Annotated in this window: 18 protein-coding genes; 9 read left to right on the top strand and 9 right to left on the bottom strand. The window is 73.1% G+C overall.

From position 1 onward, the window contains the following. Window positions 1–9: 9 nt before the first annotated feature. The 5 genes from D9C15_RS27315 to D9C15_RS27295 form a co-directional block, all read right to left on the bottom strand. Window positions 10–1,365: an SLC13 family permease gene (locus D9C15_RS27315; protein WP_128002090.1), complete on the bottom strand. Its 1,356-nt coding sequence runs from the start codon at window positions 1,363–1,365 to the stop codon at window positions 10–12. Next, window positions 1,362–2,255, bottom strand: a complete 894-nt coding sequence (locus tag D9C15_RS27310) for a universal stress protein (RefSeq protein WP_128002088.1) — start codon at window positions 2,253–2,255, stop codon at window positions 1,362–1,364. Before D9C15_RS27310 ends, D9C15_RS27315 begins: the two co-directional genes overlap by 4 nt. Next, window positions 2,252–3,907, bottom strand: coding sequence for a cation:proton antiporter (locus tag D9C15_RS27305; protein WP_128002086.1), 1,656 nt, complete (start codon window positions 3,905–3,907; stop codon window positions 2,252–2,254). The genes D9C15_RS27310 and D9C15_RS27305 overlap by 4 nt, the downstream gene beginning before the upstream one ends. 200 nt (window positions 3,908–4,107) lie before the next feature. Then, window positions 4,108–5,115, bottom strand: coding sequence for a sodium:calcium antiporter (locus D9C15_RS27300; RefSeq protein WP_128002189.1), 1,008 nt, complete (start codon window positions 5,113–5,115; stop codon window positions 4,108–4,110). Then, complete coding sequence (locus D9C15_RS27295; RefSeq protein WP_128002084.1) at window positions 5,115–7,844, bottom strand: cation-translocating P-type ATPase; 2,730 nt, start codon at window positions 7,842–7,844, stop codon at window positions 5,115–5,117. Before D9C15_RS27295 ends, D9C15_RS27300 begins: the two co-directional genes overlap by 1 nt. Window positions 7,845–8,050: 206 nt before the next feature. Between D9C15_RS27295 and D9C15_RS27290 the strand changes: the two genes are divergently transcribed. After that, window positions 8,051–8,506 (top strand): hypothetical protein, encoded by a 456-nt coding sequence (locus D9C15_RS27290; RefSeq protein ID WP_240668614.1) that lies wholly within the window; start codon window positions 8,051–8,053, stop codon window positions 8,504–8,506. On the opposite strand, the gene D9C15_RS27285 is transcribed toward D9C15_RS27290, so the two are convergent. The 3 genes from D9C15_RS27285 to D9C15_RS27275 are packed head-to-tail and all read right to left on the bottom strand — an operon-like array spanning window position 8,507 to window position 13,521. After that, window positions 8,507–9,064: a GNAT family N-acetyltransferase gene (locus D9C15_RS27285; protein ID WP_205854918.1), complete on the bottom strand. Its 558-nt coding sequence runs from the start codon at window positions 9,062–9,064 to the stop codon at window positions 8,507–8,509. It abuts the gene before it with no gap. Between the two features lie 14 nt (window positions 9,065–9,078). After that, window positions 9,079–10,035 carry a response regulator transcription factor gene (locus tag D9C15_RS27280; RefSeq protein ID WP_128002082.1) on the bottom strand — a complete coding sequence of 319 codons (957 nt, stop codon included), beginning with the start codon at window positions 10,033–10,035 and terminating at the stop codon, window positions 9,079–9,081. A gap of 3 nt (window positions 10,036–10,038) precedes the next feature. Next, on the bottom strand, window positions 10,039–13,521 hold the full coding sequence (locus tag D9C15_RS27275) for a hybrid sensor histidine kinase/response regulator (RefSeq protein WP_128002080.1): 3,483 nt from the start codon (window positions 13,519–13,521) through the stop codon (window positions 10,039–10,041). 71 nt (window positions 13,522–13,592) lie between these two features. Here D9C15_RS27275 and ureA point away from each other — a divergent pair, with 71 nt between their 5' ends. From ureA to ureC, 4 genes are read left to right on the top strand one after another with little or no spacing between them, the layout of a single operon-like run. Then, window positions 13,593–13,895, top strand: a complete 303-nt coding sequence (gene ureA / locus D9C15_RS27270; RefSeq protein ID WP_128002078.1) for an urease subunit gamma — start codon at window positions 13,593–13,595, stop codon at window positions 13,893–13,895. Continuing rightward, on the top strand, window positions 13,892–14,089 hold the full coding sequence (locus tag D9C15_RS27265) for a hypothetical protein (protein WP_128002076.1): 198 nt from the start codon (window positions 13,892–13,894) through the stop codon (window positions 14,087–14,089). Before ureA ends, D9C15_RS27265 begins: the two co-directional genes overlap by 4 nt. Further along, the gene (locus tag D9C15_RS27260) at window positions 14,086–14,391 is read left to right on the top strand and encodes an urease subunit beta (protein ID WP_128002185.1); all 306 of its coding nucleotides are present in this window, start codon (window positions 14,086–14,088) and stop codon (window positions 14,389–14,391) included. Before D9C15_RS27265 ends, D9C15_RS27260 begins: the two co-directional genes overlap by 4 nt. Next, on the top strand, window positions 14,392–16,119 hold the full coding sequence (ureC, locus tag D9C15_RS27255) for an urease subunit alpha (protein ID WP_128002074.1): 1,728 nt from the start codon (window positions 14,392–14,394) through the stop codon (window positions 16,117–16,119). 9 nt (window positions 16,120–16,128) lie between these two features. Here the strand turns inward: ureC and D9C15_RS27250 are convergent, their stop codons facing one another. Continuing rightward, window positions 16,129–17,004 carry a nucleotide-binding protein gene (locus tag D9C15_RS27250; RefSeq protein WP_128002072.1) on the bottom strand — a complete coding sequence of 292 codons (876 nt, stop codon included), beginning with the start codon at window positions 17,002–17,004 and terminating at the stop codon, window positions 16,129–16,131. A 124-nt stretch (window positions 17,005–17,128) separates the two neighbouring features. On the opposite strand from D9C15_RS27250, the gene ureE reads away from it, so the two are divergent. The 4 genes from ureE to D9C15_RS27230 are packed head-to-tail and all read left to right on the top strand — an operon-like array spanning window position 17,129 to window position 20,226. Continuing rightward, window positions 17,129–17,728 carry an urease accessory protein UreE gene (gene ureE, locus D9C15_RS27245; RefSeq protein ID WP_128002070.1) on the top strand — a complete coding sequence of 200 codons (600 nt, stop codon included), beginning with the start codon at window positions 17,129–17,131 and terminating at the stop codon, window positions 17,726–17,728. Then, a complete protein-coding gene (locus D9C15_RS34215) occupies window positions 17,682–18,413 on the top strand; it encodes an urease accessory protein UreF (protein WP_128002183.1) in 732 nt (243 codons plus the stop codon). Before ureE ends, D9C15_RS34215 begins: the two co-directional genes overlap by 47 nt. A 2-nt stretch (window positions 18,414–18,415) precedes the next feature. After that, the gene (locus D9C15_RS27235; RefSeq protein WP_128002068.1) at window positions 18,416–19,117 is read left to right on the top strand and encodes a response regulator; all 702 of its coding nucleotides are present in this window, start codon (window positions 18,416–18,418) and stop codon (window positions 19,115–19,117) included. Beyond that, window positions 19,111–20,226: an ATP-binding protein gene (locus tag D9C15_RS27230; protein WP_128002066.1), complete on the top strand. Its 1,116-nt coding sequence runs from the start codon at window positions 19,111–19,113 to the stop codon at window positions 20,224–20,226. The genes D9C15_RS27235 and D9C15_RS27230 overlap by 7 nt, the downstream gene beginning before the upstream one ends. The last annotated feature ends 39 nt before the right edge of the window (window positions 20,227–20,265 follow it).

The raw sequence follows: 20,265 nt of genomic DNA, 5'->3' as shown, positions 1-20,265 counted from the left end.
CAGCGGTCGTCAGCCGAACGCCAGCGCGGCCAGGCCGGCGATGACCGCGATGCACACGAGGTTGAGCACCAGGCCGCAGCGCATCATCGTGGCCTGGGGCACCTGCTCGGTGGCGAAGACGATCGCGTTGGGCGGCGTGGCCACCGGCAGCATGAAGGCGCAGGAGGCCGAGGCGGCGATGGCCGCCGCCAGCATGACCGGCGGCAGCCCGAGCGCCGAGGCCACGCCCATGAAGATGGGCACGAGCAGCGCGGCGCTGGCGGTGTTGCTGACCAGTTCGGTCAGGAAGACCACGAAGGTCACCACCGCGACGATCACCAGCCACGCCGGCACGCCCTGCACCTGCGCCACGACGGCATCGGCGAGCCAGCGGCTCGCTCCGCTGGCCGCCATGACCTCGCTGAGCGCGAGGCCGCCGCCGAACAGGAGCAGCACGCTCCAGTGCGCGTGCCGCTCCACCTGCGTCCAGCCGATCGCGCCGCCGGCCACCAGCGCGACGATCGCTGCCAGCGCCACCAGGCTGTCGATGTCGGCGGTGATGCCCAGCGCCCGCGCCAGCGGCGCGCCGGCCACCCAGCCGCCGGCCGTGAGCACGAAGACGGCGAGCGTCCAGCGCCGCGGCGCGGTCCACTCGAGCGGCTCGTCCTGCGCCAGCGCAATGTGTCCGGCCAGCCGCGGCCGCAGCAGCGCGTAGAGCACCGCGGCCATCAGCGGCAGCAGCACGAGCACCAGCGGCAGCCCGAAGGCAAGCCACTGCGTGAAGCCGATGCCGGCCTGCGCCGCCGCGATGGCGTTGGGCGGGCTCCCCACCAGGGTGCCGATGCCGCCGATGCTGGCGCTGTAGGCCACCCCGAGCAGCACGAAGGCCTGCTCACGCGCGCCCGGCGGCTCCCGGGCGTCGCCCGAAGCCAGCAGCGCGAGCGCCAGGGGCAGCATCATCGCCACCGTCGCGGTGTTGCTGATCCACATCGAGAGCAGCGCCGTCAGCACGAACAGCAGCGCCACGGCGCGCGCGCGCCGCCCGCCGGCCGCGCGCAGCATCGCCGCGGCGAGCGCGCGGTCCAGCCCCTGCTGCTGCAGCGCGGCGGCGAGCGCGAAGCTGCCGAGGAAGAGAAAGATCACCGGGTGCGCGAACGAGGCGAGCGCTCCACGCAGGTCCATCAGGCCGGCCAGCGCCGCCAGCAGCGGCACCAGCAGCGCGGTGACGCTCAGGTGCAGCGCCTGCGTCATCCACAGCCCGCCGATCAGCACGAACAGCGCCAGCCCGGCGCGCAGCGCCTCGGGCGGCGGCGCGGCAGCGTGCACGGCGGCGGCCGCGGCAATGCAGCCGAGCGCACGCCAGGGCAGCGCGAACGCCGGCGTCATGGCTCCTGCGCGGTGGACACGGCCACGTCGGTGCTGCCCTCCGCGAGCACGTGCTTGGTGACGCTGCCCAGCAGCAGGTCGACCGTGGCCGCGATGCCGTGCTTGCCGAGCACGACGAGGTCGCAGTCGAGCTCCTGTTCCTTCTCCACCAGGCGCAGCGAGGCGTCACCCTCGACCACGCAAGCCTGCCACTGCGCGGGCTTCAGGCCGGCCGCCGCGGCGAGGCGGTGCACCGCCTGCGTCGCATCGGCCCGCGCCTTGCGGCGGTAGGCCTCGATGGTGGCCGCATCGACGCCGGCGAAGCGCAGCTTCTCCCCAAAGGGCACCTCGAAGGCGCTGAACAGCACCAGCTGCGCATGCGGCGCGATGCGCCGCGCCAGCGCCAGCGCCTGGCCCGACCAGGGCGAGAAGTCCAGCGCCACCAGCACGCGCCGGTAGGGCTCGTGCGGGGTCTGGCGCACCACCAGCAGCGGGCGCGCCGTGCGGCGCAGCAGTCGCTCGGCGGTGGTGCCGAGCACCAGGCGGCGCAGGAAGCCGATGCCACGCGCGCCGAGCACGATCAGCCGCGCATCGAGCCGCTCGGCCTCGCGCAGGATCTCGTCCACCGGCGGCCCGGCCGTGACGCTGCAGGCCACCTCGACGTGGCGTGCCGCACCCAGCTCCGTGGCCAGCCGCTGGAGCTGCTCGCGGGCGTCGCCGGTCAGCTGCGCCTCGGGCGCGTTCGCCGCGCCCAGCCACTGGCGCAGGCTCGCCAGCGCCTCGCCCGGCAGCACGTGCAGCAGCGCCAGCGGCGCGCCCTTCGCATGCGCGATGCGTGCCGCGCGGTCGGCGGCGTGACGGGCGTGTGGGGAGAAGTCGGTGGCGGCGAGCACGGGGCCGGTGGGGTTCATGAGGTCGTCTCCTCTTGCCGGATCGCTTGCGCGAGATGGCGTGCCGCGTGGTCGGCGGCGTCGTCGAAGGGGTTGAGCACCGGTGCCACGCCGGCCTCGGCGAGCAGGCGCGCATGCAGTGCGTCACGCGCCGCGCCGGCCACGCGGCCGCGGTAGTGCACCGACTGCAAGGCATGCAGCAGCGCGCGGTTGGACTCCCACTGCGGCAGCGTCGTGATCACCCAGGGCGAGCGCGCGAGCGGCAGCGTCTCGAGGAACTGCGGATCCTCGCCGTCGCCGAACTCCACCGGCAGGCCCTGCGCGCGCAGCTCGCGCACCGCCTCCGGGTCGAAGTCCACCCCCAGCGCGTGCACGCCGGCGTCGCGCAACTGGCGCAGCAGGCGGCTGCCGTAGCGACCCAGGCCGAACACCACCGCCTGCGGCGGCCGGCCGTCGTCGTCTCGCGCCTCGGCAGCCAGCTCGCGCCACGGGCGCCTGCGCTCGAACACACCCAGCCAGGGTGCGAGGCGTTCGTACAGCGGCTGCGAGTACAGGATCATGTAGGTCGACGCCGTGATCGTCACCAGCCCCACCAGCGTGGTCAAGCCCAGCGCCGGCACGCCGACATGACCCAGCGTGATGCCCATGGCCACGAAGACGATCGAGAACTCGCTGATCTGCGCCACCGTCAGCCCGGCGAGGAAGCCGGTGCGCTTGCGGTATCCCATGACGCCCATGATGCCCATCACGATCAGCGGGTTGCCGATCAGCACGAACAGCGAGAGCACGGCCGCGGCGCCGAGTTCCGCGCCGAGCGTGGAGAAGTCCAGCCGCGCGCCCAGGTCGATGAAGAAGAACAGCAGCAGGAAGTCGCGCAGCCCCGTCAGCCGTGCGTTCATCGCCTCGCGGTAGGGCGTGGAGGCAAGCGAGAAGCCGGCCAGGAAGGCGCCGGCCTCCTTGCTGAAGCCGGCCCATTCGCCCAGCGCGGCCAGCGCCACGCCCCAGGCCACCGCGAACACCAGCAGCAGTTCCTGCGAGCGTGCCATCGCCGCCACCACGGCCGGCAGCACCCAGCGCATCAGCACCGCCAGCGCCGCAGCCGCCACGGCCACGCGCCAGGCCAGCGACAGCGCGACGTCGGCCAGCGAGGCGTCGCCGGCGCCACTGCGCAGCGCGCTCATGGCCATCATCGCGACCACCACCGCCAGGTCCTGCACGATCAGGAAGCCCACCGCGATGCGGCCGTGCAGGCTGTCGAGCTCGCGCTTGTCGGACAGCAGCTTGACGATGATGATGGTGCTGGAGAAGGTCAGCGCCACCGCGACGTAGATCGCGTCCATCAGCCCCTTGCCCAACGCCAGCAGCAACGCGAAGCCGATCACGATCGTGAAGGCCAGCTGCCCGAGGCCGGTGGCCAGCGCCACCGGGCCGATGTGGCGGATGTGGTGCAGGTCGAGCTTGAGGCCGACGGCGAACAGCAGCACCGCCACGCCCACCTGCGCGAGCAGGTCGACCTGGTCGTGCGCGCTGACGAGCCCGAAGCCGGCCGGCCCGACCGCAATGCCGACCACGATGTAGGCGATCAGTACCGGCTGGCGCAGCCGCACGAACAGCGCGCCGGCCAGGGCGCAGATCAGCAGCAGCAGGGCGAACTGTTCGAACGCGTTGTGCATGGCCGTGGCTCAGCCCCTCAGGTCCGGCGGCGGATCGGCCACGATCGCGCGGAGCAGGTCGCAGCGCGACACGAATCCCTCGGCGCGGCCGCCGGCGTGGGCGTCCACCGCACGGCGGACACCGGCTGCGCGGGCAGCGCATCCAGGCGGCGGCGTCGGCCGCTCATGCCGCAGGGAGGGGACATCGTCGCTGCTCCCCGTCAGGCCCCGGCCAGGTAGATCAGCGCCGCATTGATGCCATACGCGGCCACCAGGCCGACGCTGACCCAGCTGGCGACACGCAGCACCCGGCCCTGCGGCCGCATCACCAGGCCGACGATCACCAGCCCGGTCATCACCAGCGCGGTGGCGGCCGTGCCGGCGTGCGCGGTCGACACGTCCGCCAGCAGCGGCCCCGGCAGGTAGGCCAGGTCGTCGATCGCGAGGATGGTCAGGTTGAAGAGGTTGCTGCCGAGCAGGTTGCCGATCGCCATGTCGAGCGCGCCCAGGCGCAGCGCGGCCACGGTGACGGCCATCTCGGGCAGCGTGGTCACCAGCGCCATGAACACCGTGCCGACGAAGCTGCGCGACAGCCCGAGCGAGCGCGACAGCCCGTCGGCCACCTGCGGCAGCCAGCTGCCGGCGGCGAGCACCACCAGCGCCGCCGCGCCGAAGCGGCGCCACTCGCGCCGCACGTCCGCCTGCGCGGCCCGCTCGGGCGCCGCCGCCGCCACACGCCGGCGCGCCGACTGCTCGTGCGCGAACACGCTGCGCAGCGCGAGCAGGTACAGCGCCAGCAGCGCCGGGCTGTACAGGCCGATGCCGAGGAACTGCGGCGCCGCGCGGCCGGTGACCAGGCTCATCGCCACGAAGCCCAGCATCACCACGCCAAAGCCGGCCGACAGCAGATGCGTTTCGCTGGCCAGGTGGTACATGGGCTGGTGGCGCTGCAGCAGGTCGACGACGACGAGGAAGGCCAGGTTGACCACGCAGGCGCCGAGTGCGTTGCCCACCGCGAGGTTGGGCGCGCCCACCAGCGCCACCGCGCTCACGCCCGAAGCCAGCTCGGGCAGCGAGGTCACGGTGGCCAGCAGCGCCAGGCCGACCCAGCCGCGGCCCCAGCCGTGCGCCTCGGCCAGGGCGTCGGCGCTGCGGCTGAGCACGAAGCCGGCGCCGGCGATCAGCGCCGCGCAGAGCAGGAACTGCAGCACCAGCCCGACCAGCCCCATCACGCCGCCTCGTGGTGCGTGCCGCGCGTGCGGCGCACGACCAGCTTGCGCAGTTCCTCCGCCCACAGCACCAGGCTGGCCAGCGCCAGCAGCGGCAGCAGCGAGGCCGGCGGCAGCGGCACGGTGTGGAACAGCGTGTTCATCGCCGGCACGTACAGCACGGCCGCCTGCAGCGCCACGCTCAGCGTCAGGCCGCCGGCCAGCCAGCGGTTGCGCAGCAGCCGCGGGCCCAGGGCCGAGGCGGTGGCGCTCTGGCAATTGAGCACGTTGAACCAGGCGCACATGGCCAGCAGGGTGAAGGTCTCCGATCGCACCAGCATCTCGGGCGCCCCCTGCGAGATCCGCCAGGTGAACCAGCCGAAGGTCACGGCCGCGATCATCGGCGTCATCAGCGCCACGCGCGCCAGCAGCTCCGGGCCGAGCAGGCGGTCGTCGCGCGGCACGGGGTGGCGCCGCATCTCTTCGCCGTCGGGCGGATCGAGCACCAGGTTCACCGTCACCGTGCCTTCGGTGACGATGTTGATCCACAGGATCTGCACCGCCGCCAGCGGCAGCGGCAGGCCCGTCAGCAGGGCCAGCAGCAGCACCGCGAGCGCGGCCATCGAGGTGGCGAACAGGTACAGGATCACCTTCTTCAGGTTGCCGTAGACCACCCGGCCTTCCTCCACCGCGCCGACGATGGTGGCGAAGTTGTCGTCGGTGACGACGATCTTGGCCGCGCTCTTGGCCACCTCGGTGCCGGTGATGCCCATCGCCACGCCGACATCGGCGCGTGCCAGCGCGGGCGCGTCGTTGACGCCGTCGCCGGTCATCGCCACCACGTCGCCGCGCGCCTGCAGCGCCTCGACGATGCGCAGCTTCTGCGCCGGCTGCACACGCGCGAACACGGCAATGCCGGGCAGCTCGTCGCGCAGCTCGGCCTCGCCCATGCGCTCGAGCTCGGGGCCGTCGACCGCCCTGTCCGCCTCCCGCGCGATGCCCAGCTCGCGCGCGATCGCGAGGCCGGTGAGCTTGTGGTCGCCGGTCACCATCACCGCGCGGATGCCGGCACGGCGGCACTCGGCCACCGCCAGCTTCACCTCCTCGCGCGGCGGGTCGATCTGGCCGATCAGGCCGAGCAGGCGCACACGGCCGGCCAGCGCCTGGAAGCCGTCGGCCGGGTCGAGCGGATCGTCGTCGACCGCGCCGAAGGCGAGCACACGCAGCGCGCGTGCGGCCATGGCCTCGGCCTGGCGGCGCGCCGCGTTCAGCGTCGCATCGTGGGTCCCGTCGGCCAGGCGCAGGACGGCCTCGGGGGCGCCCTTGATGAACACATGGCGCGGCTGGCCGGCCAGGCGGTGCCGCGTGGCCATCAGCTTGGTGTCGGAGTCGAACGGCAGCTCGGCCTCGCGCGGCGCGTCGCGGCGCAGCGCCGCGAGCCCGATGCCGGCCTTGCCGGCCAGCACCAGCAGCGCCCCTTCGGTGGGGTCGCCGAGCACCGTCCAGGCGGTGCGTTCGTCTTCCGGCGGCAGCAGTTCGGCGTCGTTGCACAGCGCGGCGGCGGCGATCAGCTCGCGCAACGCGGCATCGTGCACGTCGGCCGGGCGGCCGTGCTCGAGCAGCGTGCCCTCGGGCGCATAGCCGATGCCGCCGGCCGCGATCTCGCGGTGCGCGCCGCCGGCGCCGGGCAGCCACAGCTCGACGGCGGTCATCTCGTTCTTCGTCAGCGTGCCGGTCTTGTCGCTGCAGATCACCGTGGTGGAGCCGAGCGTCTCCACCGCCGCGAGACGGCGGATGATCGCGCCGCGCGCGGCCATGCGCTGCATGCCCACCGCCAGCGCGATCGTCATCGCCACCGGCAGGCCCTCGGGCACCATCGAGACCATCTGGCTGATCGCCACCATCAGCACCTCGGCCAGCGGCAGCGCGCGCCACAGGCCGAGCAGCACGACGAGCACGAACAGCCCGAGCGCCGCCGCCGCCAGCGCGCGGCCGAACTGCTCGAGGCGCCGCTCCAGCGGCGTCCTGGGCTCCTCGGCACGTTCGGTCAGGCCGGCGATGCGGCCGACCTCGGTGTGGATGCCGGTGGCCACCACCACGGCCCGCGCACGCCCGGCGGTGACGTGCGTGCCGGAATAGACCATGTCGTGCCGGTCGGCCAGGCCCGTGGCCTCGGGCACCGCCGCCACCGACTTGACCACCGGCACCGATTCGCCGGTCAACGCGGCCTCGGCCACCTGCAGCTGCGCCTCCTCGACCAGGCGTGCGTCGGCGGCCACCGCGTCGCCGGCGGCCAGCAGCATCAGGTCGCCCGGCACCAGCTCGCGCGCTTCGAGCACCTGCTCGCGGCCGTCGCGCAGCACGCGCACGTGCAGCGAGGACAGGCGGCGCAGCGCGGCCATCGAGCGCTCGGCGCGGCCCTCCTGGAAGCTGCCGATCACGGCATTGACCAGCACCACCGCGAGGATCACCCCGGCATCGCCATGGTGACCGAGCGCCACCGCCAGCACCGCGGCGGCGAAGAGGATGTAGATCAGCGGGCTCCTGAACTGGCGCACGAAGGTGCGCCAGGCCGGCCGCGGCGGCGCCTCGGGCAATGCGTTGGGGCCGTGTTCGGCGAGCCGGCGCGCGGCACCGGCCGCGTCCAGCCCGCGCACGGGGTCGGTGCCGCAGCGGCGCAGGGCCTCGTCGGCACCGAGCGCGTGCCAGTCGATCGCGGCGGGGGGAACATCGGCGGTCGTCGGCGGCACGTCGGTGGTCTGCGTCTCGGTTGGGGCGTGGCGGCGATTCTGCCGAGGGACCCGGCGCGGGTCGCGCGGCCCGCGGCCGCAGTTGCGCGGCGTCAAGCCGGAAGCCGTTCGGCGTCGATGCCGGGAACTTCGCCGGCGCGCGCGGCTCTGTGGCGGTTCCGGTGACCGTGCGCCATGGGGCGCAGGACAGCGCGGAGGAGACAAGGATGACGACCCACGAAACCAGGCCGCTCTCGATCGCCGCGGTGCGCGTGCTGGCGCTGCTGGTGGCCGCCAACGGCCGCGCCGACCCGCGCGAGCTGCAGGCCCTGGACGAACTCGACGCCTTCGCCCGCCTCGGCCTGCCGCGCGCCCATTTCCTGGCCCTGGTCGGCGAATGTGTGCGCGAGATCGGCGCCGGGCTGGCGGAATGCTCCTGGCTGCGGGCGCGCGACCAGGCCTACATCGACCAGCTGCTGGACGCGGTGACCGACGCGCAGGAGCGCCTGCTCGTGTGCCGCTTCGCGGCCGCCGTGCTGACGGCCGATGGCCAGGTCTCGGGCGACGAGCGCCTGGTGTTCGACCATCTGCTGGCGCGCTGGCGCATCAACCGCTCGATGGTCACCGAGGCGATCCTGCACGACCGGCCGCGCCGGCACGACGGGGTGCCGACGATCGCCTGATCAGGCCCGCGCCGCGTCCTGCCAGGGCCGGAGTTCGCCCGGCGGCTCGTCGGGCGCGAGCGCACGCAGGGTCAGGCCGAACCAGGCCACGTCCCACCAGCGGCCGAGCTTGAAGCCGGCCCGCGGATAGACGCCCACCGGCTCGAAACCCACGGCCCGGTGCAGGCCGATGCTCGCCTCGTTGGGCAGCGTGATGCCGGCGTACGCCATCACGGCGCCCTGCGCGCGCAGCATCTCGAAGAGGCGCGCATAGAGCGCACGGCCGACGCCGCAACGCTGCGCCGCATCGCGCACGTAGACCGTGGTCGTGACCGACCAGCGGTAGGCCGGCCGCTCGGCAAAGGCGCTCGCGTAGCAGTAGCCCAGCACCTCGCCGCCTTGCCCGGCCACCAGCCACGGCCAGGTCGCGGTCACGCGCTGCAGGCGCGCGGCCATCTCGGCGGCATCGGGCGCCTGCAACTCGAACGAGGTGGGCCGCTGCGTCACGCTGGGCGCGTAGATCTCGGCCAGCGCGGCGGCGTCGCGCGGCTCGGCGGGGCGGATCAGCAGGTCGTCCATCGGCCCTTCCTCCTTCAGCGCGTGGCGGCCAGCTGCCGCACGCGCGCCATCGCCAGTCCGGCGGCCGCGGTACGCGTCTCGACGCCGAGCTTCTCGAACACATGTTCCAGGTGCTTGTGCACGGTGCGCGGGCTGGTGCCGAGGATCTCGCCGATGTCGCGGTTGGTCTTGCCCTGCACCACCCAGTAGAGCACCTCGGCCTCGCGCGCGGTGAGCCGGAACGCGAGGCCGAGCGCCTCGATGGTCGATTCGTCCGAGGCCTCGCTCATCACCAGCAGCCACTCGTCCTCGCCGCCGCTCGCGCCGCCGCTGGCCGCGCTGGCCTCGTGCAGCGCGACGGTCAGGCGCTTGCCGTGGCGCGCGAGCGTGAGCGCCTGCGGCCGGCCGCCGGTGGCATGCACCACCGCCTGGGCCTGCAGCCAGTCGAGCACGGCCTCGCCGAGCTGCTGGCCGTCGCCCACCTCGTGCGCCAGCAGCATCTGGCGCGCCAGCGGCGTCTGCCACAGCACACGCCCGTCGGCGGCGCGCACCGACAGGGTCGCGTGGCCGAAGGCATCGAGCGCATTGCGCGCCTGGCGCCGCTCGCGTGCGCCCTGCACGTGCGCGGCGATGCGCGCCAGCACCTCCATCGGCCGGATCGGCTTGGTCACGTAGTCGATGCCACCGGCCTGGAAGGCCGAGAGCACATGCTCGGTCTCGGTCAGCCCGGTCATGAAGACGATCGGGATGGTGCTCGTCGCCGGGTCGGCCTTCAGGCGCCGCGCCACCTCGAAGCCATCGAGCCCGGGCATCAGCGCGTCGAGCAGGATGATGTCGGGCAGCGCCTGCGCGGCGCGCTGCAGCGCCTGTTCGCCGTTGGTGGCCACCAGCACCGTGTAGCCGAATTCGTCCAGCGCGTCGTGCAGCACCGACAGATTGTCCGGCACGTCGTCGACGATCAGCACCAGGTCGGAGTTGTGCCGGTCGATCATCGCTCAGTCCGACAGCGCGCGCGAGAGCTCGCCGTTCATCTCGTCGAGCCGGAAGCCGCGCGCCAGCGTGCGCATGCGCTCGACGAAGGCGGCGCTGTCGGGCGATTCGGCCTGGATCTGGTCGAGCTGCCGCACGATGCCGCGCACGTAGCCCAGGTTCACCAGCTCCTGCAGCGCGCGCAGCTGCGGTTCGGCCGGCAGCGAGAGCGGCGCCTCGGGCAGGGGCTCCGGTGCGGCCGGGGCACTGGCGGTCCAGTCGAGCGCGAGCGCGCGGCCCAGCCAGTCGAGCAGCTCGTCCACGCGCACGGGCTTGGTGATGAAGTCGGCTGCGCCGATGCCGACGTCGTTCTCCAGCCCCTTGTCGAAGGCGTTGGCCGACACGATGGCCAGCGCCGCCGGGCCGAGCGCCTCGCGGCGGATGCGGCGCAGCGTCTCCCAGCCGTCGATGCCGGGCATCGCCAGGTCCATGAAGATCGCGTCGGGCCAGGGACCGGCGCCCTCGCGCCAGGCCCGCAGCCTGGCCAGGCAGTCCTCGCCGGACTCGGCCGTGCGCACCTCGAAGCCGAGCGGCTGCAGCAGGTTGACCAGCAGGCCGCGGTCGGCCTCCTCGTTGTCGACCACCAGGATGCGGCGGCGCGGACCGGCGTAGCCGGTGCGCGCCTGCGCCACACGTGCCGGCAGCGCATCGGCGCGCAGCTCGGGCAGGAACAGGCGCACCCGGAAGGTGCTGCCGTGCCCGGGGCGGCTGTCGACGGTCAGCTCGCCGCCCATCAGCTCGGTGAGCATCTTGGCGATCGTCAGGCCCAGCCCGGTGCCGCCGCCCTGGCCCGCCGAGGCACCGCGCGCGAAGGGTTCGAACACCCGCGCCAGCTCGTCCGGCGCGATGCCCGGCCCGGTGTCCTCGACCTCGAACTGCGCGATCTCGCGCGCATAACGCAGGCGAAAGCGGACCTGGCCACGCGCGGTGAACTTGACCGCGTTGCCGAGCAGGTTGATGAGGATCTGGCGCAGCCGCTTCTCGTCGGCGCGCACCACCCCGGGGGCCTGCGGGTCGATCTCGGCGACGAAGTCGATGCCCTTGGAGCGCGCCTGCAGCTCGAACATGCGGGCGATCTCCTGCAGCGCCTCGCGCAGCCGCATCGCGCCGGGCTCCAGGCGCAGCTTGCCGCCCTCGATGCGGGCGATGTCCAGGGTGCCCTCGATCAGCGAGAGCAGGTGGTCGCCGCCGCGCTTGATGACCCGCACCGCCTGGCGGCGCGCCTCGGGGATGGCGGGGTCGTCGTCGAGCAGCTGCGCGTAGCCGAGGATGCTGTTCAGCGGTGTGCGCAGCTCGTGGCTGATGGCCGAGATGTAGCGGCTCTTGGCCTGGTTGGCGCTGTCGGCGGCCTGCTTGGCCAGCTGCAGCGCGGCGTCGGTGCGGCGGTGCGACTCGATCTCCTGCACCAGCAGCAGGGTCTGGCGGTTCGACTCCTCCTGCGCCACCAGCGCGCTGCGGTGCTTCAGCACCAGCCACCACAGCACCACCGCGGTGAGCACCAGCAGCGCGGCGAAGATCTTCAGGTAGCCGAGCTGCAGCGCCGACTCGGCCGCTGGCGAAAGTGCGCCCAGCAGGCGACGCTCGTGGCGCCACACCGCGACGAACAACCCGGCCAGCGCCGGCACGGCCAGCGCCATCAGCATCAGGTAGTGGCCGAGCTCGGTGTCCAGGCGCGCCCAGAGCGGCTCGGGCACCACGCGCGAGAGCGCGCGGCGCCACTGCACCGACAGCCGTGCCTCGGGCTTGCACAGGTCGTGGCAGCGCGCGTCGAGCGAGCAGCACAGCGAGCAGATCGCGCCGCCGTAGGCCGGGCAGTGCGCCATGTCGTCGCGCTCGTAGTCGCGCTCGCAGATCGTGCAGCGGGTAAGGCGCTTGTAGGTGCCCGGCTCCTCGTTCTTCTCGGGCTGGCGGGCGAGGTAGTAGCGGCCCTTCGTCGCCCACGCGATGACGGGCGACGCGACGAAGGCCGTGACCATCGCGATCACCGCCGAGAACGCCTGCGCCAGCTCGCCCATCGCCCCGAGGTAGGCGGCGATCGACACCACCGAGGCGATGCCCATCGCACCCACGCCCACCGGGTTCACGTCGTACAGGTGGGCGCGCTTGAACTCGATGCCGCGCGGCGACCAGCCCATCGGCTTGTTGATCACCAGGTCGGCCACCACCGCCATCATCCAGCTGATCGCGATGTTCGAGTACAGCCCGAGCACCTTGCCGAGCGCCTGGAAGACGTTCAGCTCCATCAGCATCAGCGCGATCAGGGTGTTGAACACCATCCACACCACGCGCCCGGGGTGGCTGTGGGTCAGCCGGGCGAAGAAGTTGGACCAGGCCAGCGAGCCCGCGTAGGCGTTGGTGACGTTGATCTTGAGCTGCGAGACGATCACGAAGATCGCCGTGGCCGCGACCGCCAGGCCGAACTTGCCGGTCATCGCGCCATAGGCGATCAGGTACATCTGCGTCGGGTCGACGGCGCGGTCGGGCGGCACCGCGTAGCCGAGCGCGAGGAAGGCCAGCAGCGCGCCTGCCAGCATCTTCAGCACGCCGGGGATCACCCAGCCCGGGCCGCCGATCACGACGCCGGCCCACCACGAGGCCTTGCGTCCGGGCGTGGCCTCGGGCATGAAACGGAGATAGTCGGCCTGCTCGCCCATCTGCGTGATCAGCGCGATGCCCACCGTCATGGCGGCGCCGAACTTGAGCAGGTCGAAGCCGGCGGGCATCCGCTCGTCGGGCGCGCCGCCGGGTGCGATGCCGCCGAACTGCCACAGCTCGCCCAGCACCCCGGGGTGCTGCGCGAAGATGTAGAAGAATGGAACGATCAGCATCGCCAGCCAGAGCGGCTGGGTCCACACCTGCAGGCGGCTGATCGTCGTCACGCCGTGCGTGACCAGCGGAATCACCACCAGCGCGCAGATCAGGTAGCCCCAGGCCGGCGGGATGTCGAAGGCGAGCTCGATCGCGTAGGCCATGATGGCCGCCTCGAGCGCGAAGAAGATGAAGGTGAAGCTGGCGTAGATCAGCGAGGTGATCGTCGAGCCCAGGTAGCCGAAGCCGGCGCCGCGCGTGAGCAGGTCCATGTCGACGCCGTGGCGCGCGGCGTAGACGCTGATCGGCCAGCCGGCCGCGAAGATGATCAGCCCGGTGGCGAGGATGGCCCAGAACGCGTTGACGAAGCCGTAGTCCACGAGCAGCGTGCCGCCCACCGCCTCGAGCACCAGGAAGGACGCCGCACCGAAGGCCGTGTTGGCCACCCGCATCGACGACCACTTGCGGAAGCTGCGCGGCGTGAAGCGCAGCGCATAGTCTTCCATGGTCTCGCGCGCGACCCAGCTGTTGTAGTCGCGCCGGACCTTGACCACCCGCTGCACCGGCTTGGTGCCCGGGGGCGGCGTCAGCCCCGGCCCGACCGGGAGCGCCGCGACGGGAGAGGTCTGATCCGAGGGCATGCGCCGACTTGGGGCAAGGCCTGTGCCAACCTATCATCGGCTGGCACACCTCCTGCTGACGCTGCGCCACCATGGAACTGACGCCCCGCGAGAAGGACAAGCTGCTGATCTTCACCGCGGCCCTGCTGGCCGAGCGCCGCAAGGCGCGTGGCCTGAAGCTCAACTATCCCGAGGCGGTGGCGCTGATCAGCGCGGCCATCATGGAGGGGGCGCGCGACGGCAAGAGCGTCGCGGCGCTGATGAGCGAGGGCAAGACCATCCTGTCGCGCCAGGACGTGATGGATGGGGTGGCCGAGATGATCCCGGACATCCAGGTCGAGGCCTCGTTTCCGGACGGCACCAAACTGGTGACCGTGCACCAACCCATTGCATGAACGACCTGACCACGAGGGAGACGACGATGCTTCGATTCGCCGCAGTGCTGCCGGCCGTGCTGTCGCCGGCGCTGGCCACCGCCCACGAGGGCCACGGCCTGGCCAACCCGCACTGGCACGCGAGCGACCTGTTCGGTCTGCTGCTCGTCGTGGCGGTCGCCGCCGGCGTGCTGTGGTGGCGGGGCCGCAAGTGACGCCGGGCGAGCTGCTCGTCGACGACGGCGACCTGACGCTGAACCCGGGTCGCCGCACGCTGACGCTGGTGGTCGAGAACGGCGCCGACCGGCCGATCCAGGTCGGCTCGCATTACCACTTCGCCGAGACCAACGGCGCGCTCCGGTTCGACCGCGAGGCCGCACGCGGCATGCGGCTGAACATCGCCAGCGGCACCGCGGTGCGCTTCGAGCCGGGGCAGCAGCGCACGGTGGAGCTCGTGGATTTCGGCGGGGATCGTGTGGTCTACGGCTTCCGCGGCCTGGTGCAAGGAAAGCTCTAGATGGCCACGATCGGCAAGCGCGCCTATGCGGAGATGTTCGGCCCGACCGTGGGCGACCGGCTGCGCCTGGCCGACACCGAGCTGGTCATCGAGATCGAGCGCGACTACACGCTCGGCGCCGGCGGCTACGGCGAGGAAGTGAAGTTCGGCGGCGGCAAGACCATCCGCGACGGCATGGGCCAGGGCCAGCGGATCAACGGCCCCGGCGCGCAGGACGCCGTCGACTGCGTGATCACCAACGCCGTGATCGTCGACCACTGGGGCATCGTCAAGGCCGACATCGGCATCCGCGGCACGCGCATCGCCGCCATCGGCAAGGCCGGCAACCCGGACGTGCAGCCGGGCGTGGACATCGTCATCGGCCCGGGCACCGAGATCATCGCGGGCGAGGGCATGATCGTCACGGCCGGCGCGATCGACTCGCACATCCACTTCATCTGCCCGCAGCAGATCGAGGAGGCGCTCGCCTCGGGCGTGACGACGATGCTCGGCGGCGGCACCGGCCCGGCCACCGGCACCTTCGCCACCACCTGCACGCCGGGGCCGGCCAACATCGCGCGCATGCTGCAGGCGGCCGATGCCTTTCCGATGAACCTGGCCTTCCTCGGCAAGGGCAACGCGAGCCGGCCCGAGGCGCTGCGCCAGCAGGTCGAGGCCGGCGCGGTGGGCCTGAAGCTGCACGAGGACTGGGGCACCACGCCCTCGGCGATCGACCACTGCCTCGACGTGGCCGAGCAGACCGACACGCAGGTGGCGATCCACAGCGACACGCTGAACGAATCCGGCTTCGTCGAGAACACCATCGCGGCCACCAAGGGCCGCACCCTGTGCGCCTTCCACACCGAGGGCGCGGGCGGCGGCCATGCCCCGGACATCCTGCGCGTGGTGGGCGAGGCGAACTTCCTGCCCTCCTCCACCAACCCGACCATGCCCTACACCGTCAACACGCTCGACGAACACGTCGACATGCTGATGGTGTGCCACCACCTCGACGCCTCCATCGCCGAGGACCTGGCGTTTGCCGAGAGCCGCATCCGGCGCGAGACCATCGCCGCCGAGGACGTGCTGCACGACCTGGGCGCGATCAGCATGATGAGCAGCGACAGCCAGGCCATGGGCCGGGTCGGCGAGGTCGTGATCCGCACCTGGCAGACGGCGCACAAGATGAAGCTGCAGCGTGGCGCCTTGCCCGGAGACTCGGCGCGCAACGACAACACCCGCGTCAAGCGCTACATCGCCAAGCTGACCATCAACCCGGCGCTGGCGCACGGATTGAGCCACGAGCTCGGCAGCATCGAGCCCGGCAAGTGGGCCGACCTGGTGCTGTGGAAGCCGGCCTTCTTCGGCGTCAAGCCGGCGCTCATCCTCAAGGGCGGCTTCATCGCCGCGGCGGCGATGGGCGACCCGAATGCCTCGATCCCGACGCCCCAGCCGGTGCACTACCGGCCGATGTTCGGCGCCTTCGGCGGCGCGCTGCATGCCGGCTCGCTGACCTTCGTCAGCCAGGCCGCGCTGGCCGGCGGCGTGCCGCAGTCGCTCGGGCTGAAGAAAGCCGTGGCCGCGGTGAAGGGCTGCCGCGCGGTGCGCAAGGCCGACATGATCCACAACGGCTACGTGCCGGTGATGGAGGTCGACGCCCAGACCTACGAGGTGCGGGCCGACGGCCAGCTGCTGACCTGCGAGCCGGCCACGGTGCTGCCGCTGGCGCAGCGCTACTTCCTGTTCTGAGGGGCGGCGTCAGGCCCGGCGCGGCCGGCGTGGGGCCCAGCCGGCGAGCCATTCGGCGACACGCTGCCCCAGGCCGCGGCGCGGCGCGGCCTCGAGAATGCCCAGCGGCACCTCGCCGCCCAGCGGCTGCGGTGTCCGCACCGGGCGCGGCGCCGGTTCCACGCGCGGCAGCGGGCGCAGTTCGCCCGGCACGGTGCAGGGCCGGGTCGGCCTGGGCACGAAGGCCTGCTCCTTCACGGTCGGGCGCAGCACCGGCTCGAGCCAGTCGATGATCGGCTGCCATTGGGCACGGTCGGCCGCCACCTTGGCGGGCGGCAGGTCGAACACGGTCAGCCCGAGTTCGACGCAGCGCACATAGGTCTGCGTCTCGCGCAGCACGCCGATGAACGGCAGCTCGAGCCCGGCGGCCCAGTGCTCCAGCAGCTCGCCGGCCTTGGTGCGGGCATCCAGCCGCATGCCGATCGCCGCGACCTGGCAGCGCCCGCTGGCCACGCGCGGCAGCGTGCGCAGCTCGGCCAGGCATTCGGCCGCCGACTCGCGGTCGAACAGCGACTGGCACACCGGCATCAGCACCGCATCGGCATACGACACCACCTTGGCCAGCTCGAAGCCGCGCATGCCGCCCGGGGTGTCCAGCACCACGTGGGTGACGCCGACGGGCGGGCGCAGCTGGCTCTTCGGGTCGAGCGCCCAGCCGACGATCGGCAGGGCCTCGGGCAGCGGCTGCGCCGCGCGGGCGCGCAGCCAGGCCTGGGTGGACTGCTGCCGGTCGGTATCGCCCAGCATCGTGCGCAGCCCCTGCCGGGCACAGTAGCCGGCGAGGTGGGTGGCCAGCGTGCTCTTGCCGCTGCCGCCCTTGCGGTTGATGACTGCGATGACGGGCATGTCGTGGACGGCGCGCATGGTACACAGGCCGCCGGCCTCGATTGCACCATTGCCGCAGCGCCGCCGAACCGCAGAACTACCCGGGGTCCGTGTGCCAGTTCGCACGCTCGCGCACAATCCACCCATGCTGACCATCAACAAGCTGATCCCCGGCGGCCGCGGCCTCGCCGCGGTGCTGCTCAAGCGTGCCGCCACGGTCGAGCTCGACTGGGACGTGCGCCAGAAGAGCCGCTTCGACGCCACCGATTCCACCGGCCGCGCGCTCGGCGTGTTCCTGCCGCGCGGCATGGTGGTGCGCGGCGGCGACGTGCTGGTGGGCGAGGACGGCTCGCTGGTGCGCGTGGTGGCGGCCGCCCAGCCGGTGCTCAAGGTCACCGCCTGCGCCGAGCACGGCTCGCCGTTCGACCTGCTGCGCGCCGCCTACCACCTGGGCAACCGGCATGTCACGCTGGAACTGCAGCCGGACCACCTGAAGCTCGAGCCCGACCATGTGCTGGCCGACCTGCTGCGCCAGCGCCACCTGATCGTGCACGAGGTCACCGAGGCCTTCGAACCGGAGGGCGGGGCGTACGCCGCGCCGGCGCATGGCCATGCCCATCACGGGCACGACCATGCCCATGACCACGCACACGACCACGCTCACGATCACGGCCATGGCCATGGCCACGGGCACGACCATGACCACGAGCACCGGCACCCGCACGAACACGGCCACGGCCACTGAGGCACTGCCGCCGGCCGCGCTGCTGCAGCTGATCTGGCTGGCCTCGCCGGCCCTGCCGGTGGGCGGCTTCAGCTACTCCGAGGGCCTCGAGACCGCGGTCGATGCCGGCCTGGTCGGCGACGAGGCGAGCGCCGCGCGCTGGCTGGGCGACCAGTTGCAGCTCGCGCTCGCCCGCAGCGAGCTGCCGGTACTCGCCGCGGCCCTGGCCGCCTGGCGCGCCGGCGACCGCACCCGCCTGCAGGGGCTGAACGACTGGGTGCTGCAGACGCGCGAAACGCGCGAGCTGCGCGGCCAGGCCGAGCAGATGGGCCGCTCGATGGTCGAATGGCTGAAGAACCGCGGCACGCCGGACGAGCGCGTGGCCTGGCTGGCCGGCCTCGTGCCGGCGCCGAGCTGGCCGCTCGCCTTCGCCCTGGCGGCCGCCGACTCGGGCGCGGCGCCGCGCGACGCGCTGCTGGCGTTCGCCTTCGGCTGGGCCGAGAACCTGGTGCAGGCCGCGCTGAAGGCCGTGCCGCTGGGCCAGGGCGCGGGCCAGCGCGTGCTCGCCGCGCTGGCCGCGGCCATTCCCGCGGCGGTCGACCACGCCCTCGTGCTGCCCGACGAGGCCCGCCAGGCCTTCAGCCCGCTGCTGGCGATCCGCAGCGCGCAGCACGAGGTGCAGTACTCGCGCCTGTTCCGCTCCTGAGCGTGACGCGCTGCCTGCTCGTCGACGACGACCCCGCCATCCGCGCGCTGGTGGCGGACTTCCTGCAGCGCTTCGGCTTCGAGGTCGAGGCGGTGGCCGACGGGGCCGCGCTGCGCCGGCGCGTCGGGGCCGGCGGCATCGACCTGCTGCTGCTGGACCTGATGCTGCCCGACCAGCATGGCCTGGACCTGTGCCGCTGGCTCAAGCAGACCCGACCCGCGCTGCCGATCATCATGCTGACGGCCCAGGGCGACCCGCTGTCGCGCGTGCTCGGCCTCGAGCTGGGCGCCGACGACTACCTGCCCAAGCCCTTCGAGCCGCGCGAGCTGGTCGCGCGCATCAAGGCCGTGCTGAGGCGCGGCAGCGGCGCCGCCGCGGCCGGCGGCAGCGTGCGCTTTGCCGGCTGGACCTTCGACCGCCTGAAGCGCGAACTGCTCGCCCCCGACGGCACGGTGGTGGCGCTGTCGGCGGCCGAGTACCGGCTGCTGGCCGCCTTCGTCGCCCACCCGGGGCATCTGCTGAGCCGCGAGCGCCTGATCGACCTGACGCGCGCCTCCGGCACGGCGGTGAGCGATCGCAGCATCGACTTGGCCGTCTCGCGCCTGCGCGCCAAGCTGGGCGACACCGACCGCGCCCGGCCGCTGCTGCGCACGCTGCGCGGCGAAGGCTATCTGCTCGACGCCACCGTGGAGACCGCATGCTGAAGCGCTTCGACACGCTGTTCCTGCGCCTGTTCGTGCTGATGTGGGTCACGCTGGTGCTCAGCCACCTGGCCGCCTGGTCCGTCGCGGCGCCCGGCGGCGGACCGGGCTCGGACCGCCCGCTGCCCACCCTGCCCTCGTTGCCGCCGGGCGGGCCGTTCGGGGCCGCCGGGCCGGCGCCTCCACCCCCTCCCTTCGACCCCGGCCCAGGCCGACCGGATCGGGTGCCGCGCGACGGCGCGCCCGGCCTGCCGGCCGGCGCGCTGTGGACCGACTACGCGGTGCGCCTGCTGGTGATCGCGCTCGGTGCCGCGCTCGGGGCCCGCTGGCTGTCGGCGCCGATGCGGCGCCTGTCGCGCGCCGCGTCGGCGCTGGCCGGCCAGCTCGCCGGCGGCGCGGCACCGGCCCCGCTGGACGAGCAGCGCGGCACGCGCGAGGTGCGCGCGACGGCGGCGGTATTCAACGCCATGGCGCGCCGCCTGCAGGAGCAGTTCGACACGCGCAGCCTGCACATGGCCGCCTTGTCGCACGACCTGCGCACCCCGCTGACCCGCCTGCGCATGCGGCTGGCACGCCTGCCCGAGGACGCGCTGCCGGGCGCCGTGGCCGACATCCGCGAGATGGACGAACTGGTGGACGGCACGCTGGCGGTGCTGCGCGAGCAGCGCGACGACGAACCGGCCCGACCGGTCGATGCGGCGGCGCTGGTCCAGGCGCTGGTGGACGACCAGGCCGAACTCGGCCACGCCGTGAGCCTGCAGGCCGAGCCGGCGCCGCGCGTGCGGGCGCACCCGGCGGCGCTGCGGCGCATCCTCGCCAACCTGCTGGGCAACGCGCTCAAGCACGGCGGCGGCGCGCGCCTGAGCGTGCGCGCCGGCGGCGACGGGCACACCGAGGTGCTGGTCGACGACGACGGCCCTGGCATCGCGCCGGAACAGATCGAGCGCGCCTTCCAGCCCTGGGTGCGGCTGCCCGGCAGCGCCGCCAGCCCCGGGCATGGGCTGGGGCTGGCGATCGCGCGCGACCTGGCCGAGCGCGACGGCGCCGAGCTGACGCTGGAGAACCGCCCCGAGGGCGGCCTGCGTGCCCGCCTGCGCCTGCCGCCGGCGTGACACGACTGTGTCCGGCCGGACACGAACGAGTGATCAGCC

Source organism: Piscinibacter defluvii, from assembly GCF_004011805.1.
Taxonomy (GTDB): domain Bacteria; phylum Pseudomonadota; class Gammaproteobacteria; order Burkholderiales; family Burkholderiaceae_C; genus Piscinibacter; species Piscinibacter defluvii.
Note: the sequence above shows the minus strand (reverse complement) of the source record. Positions and strands in the feature narration are given on the sequence as shown.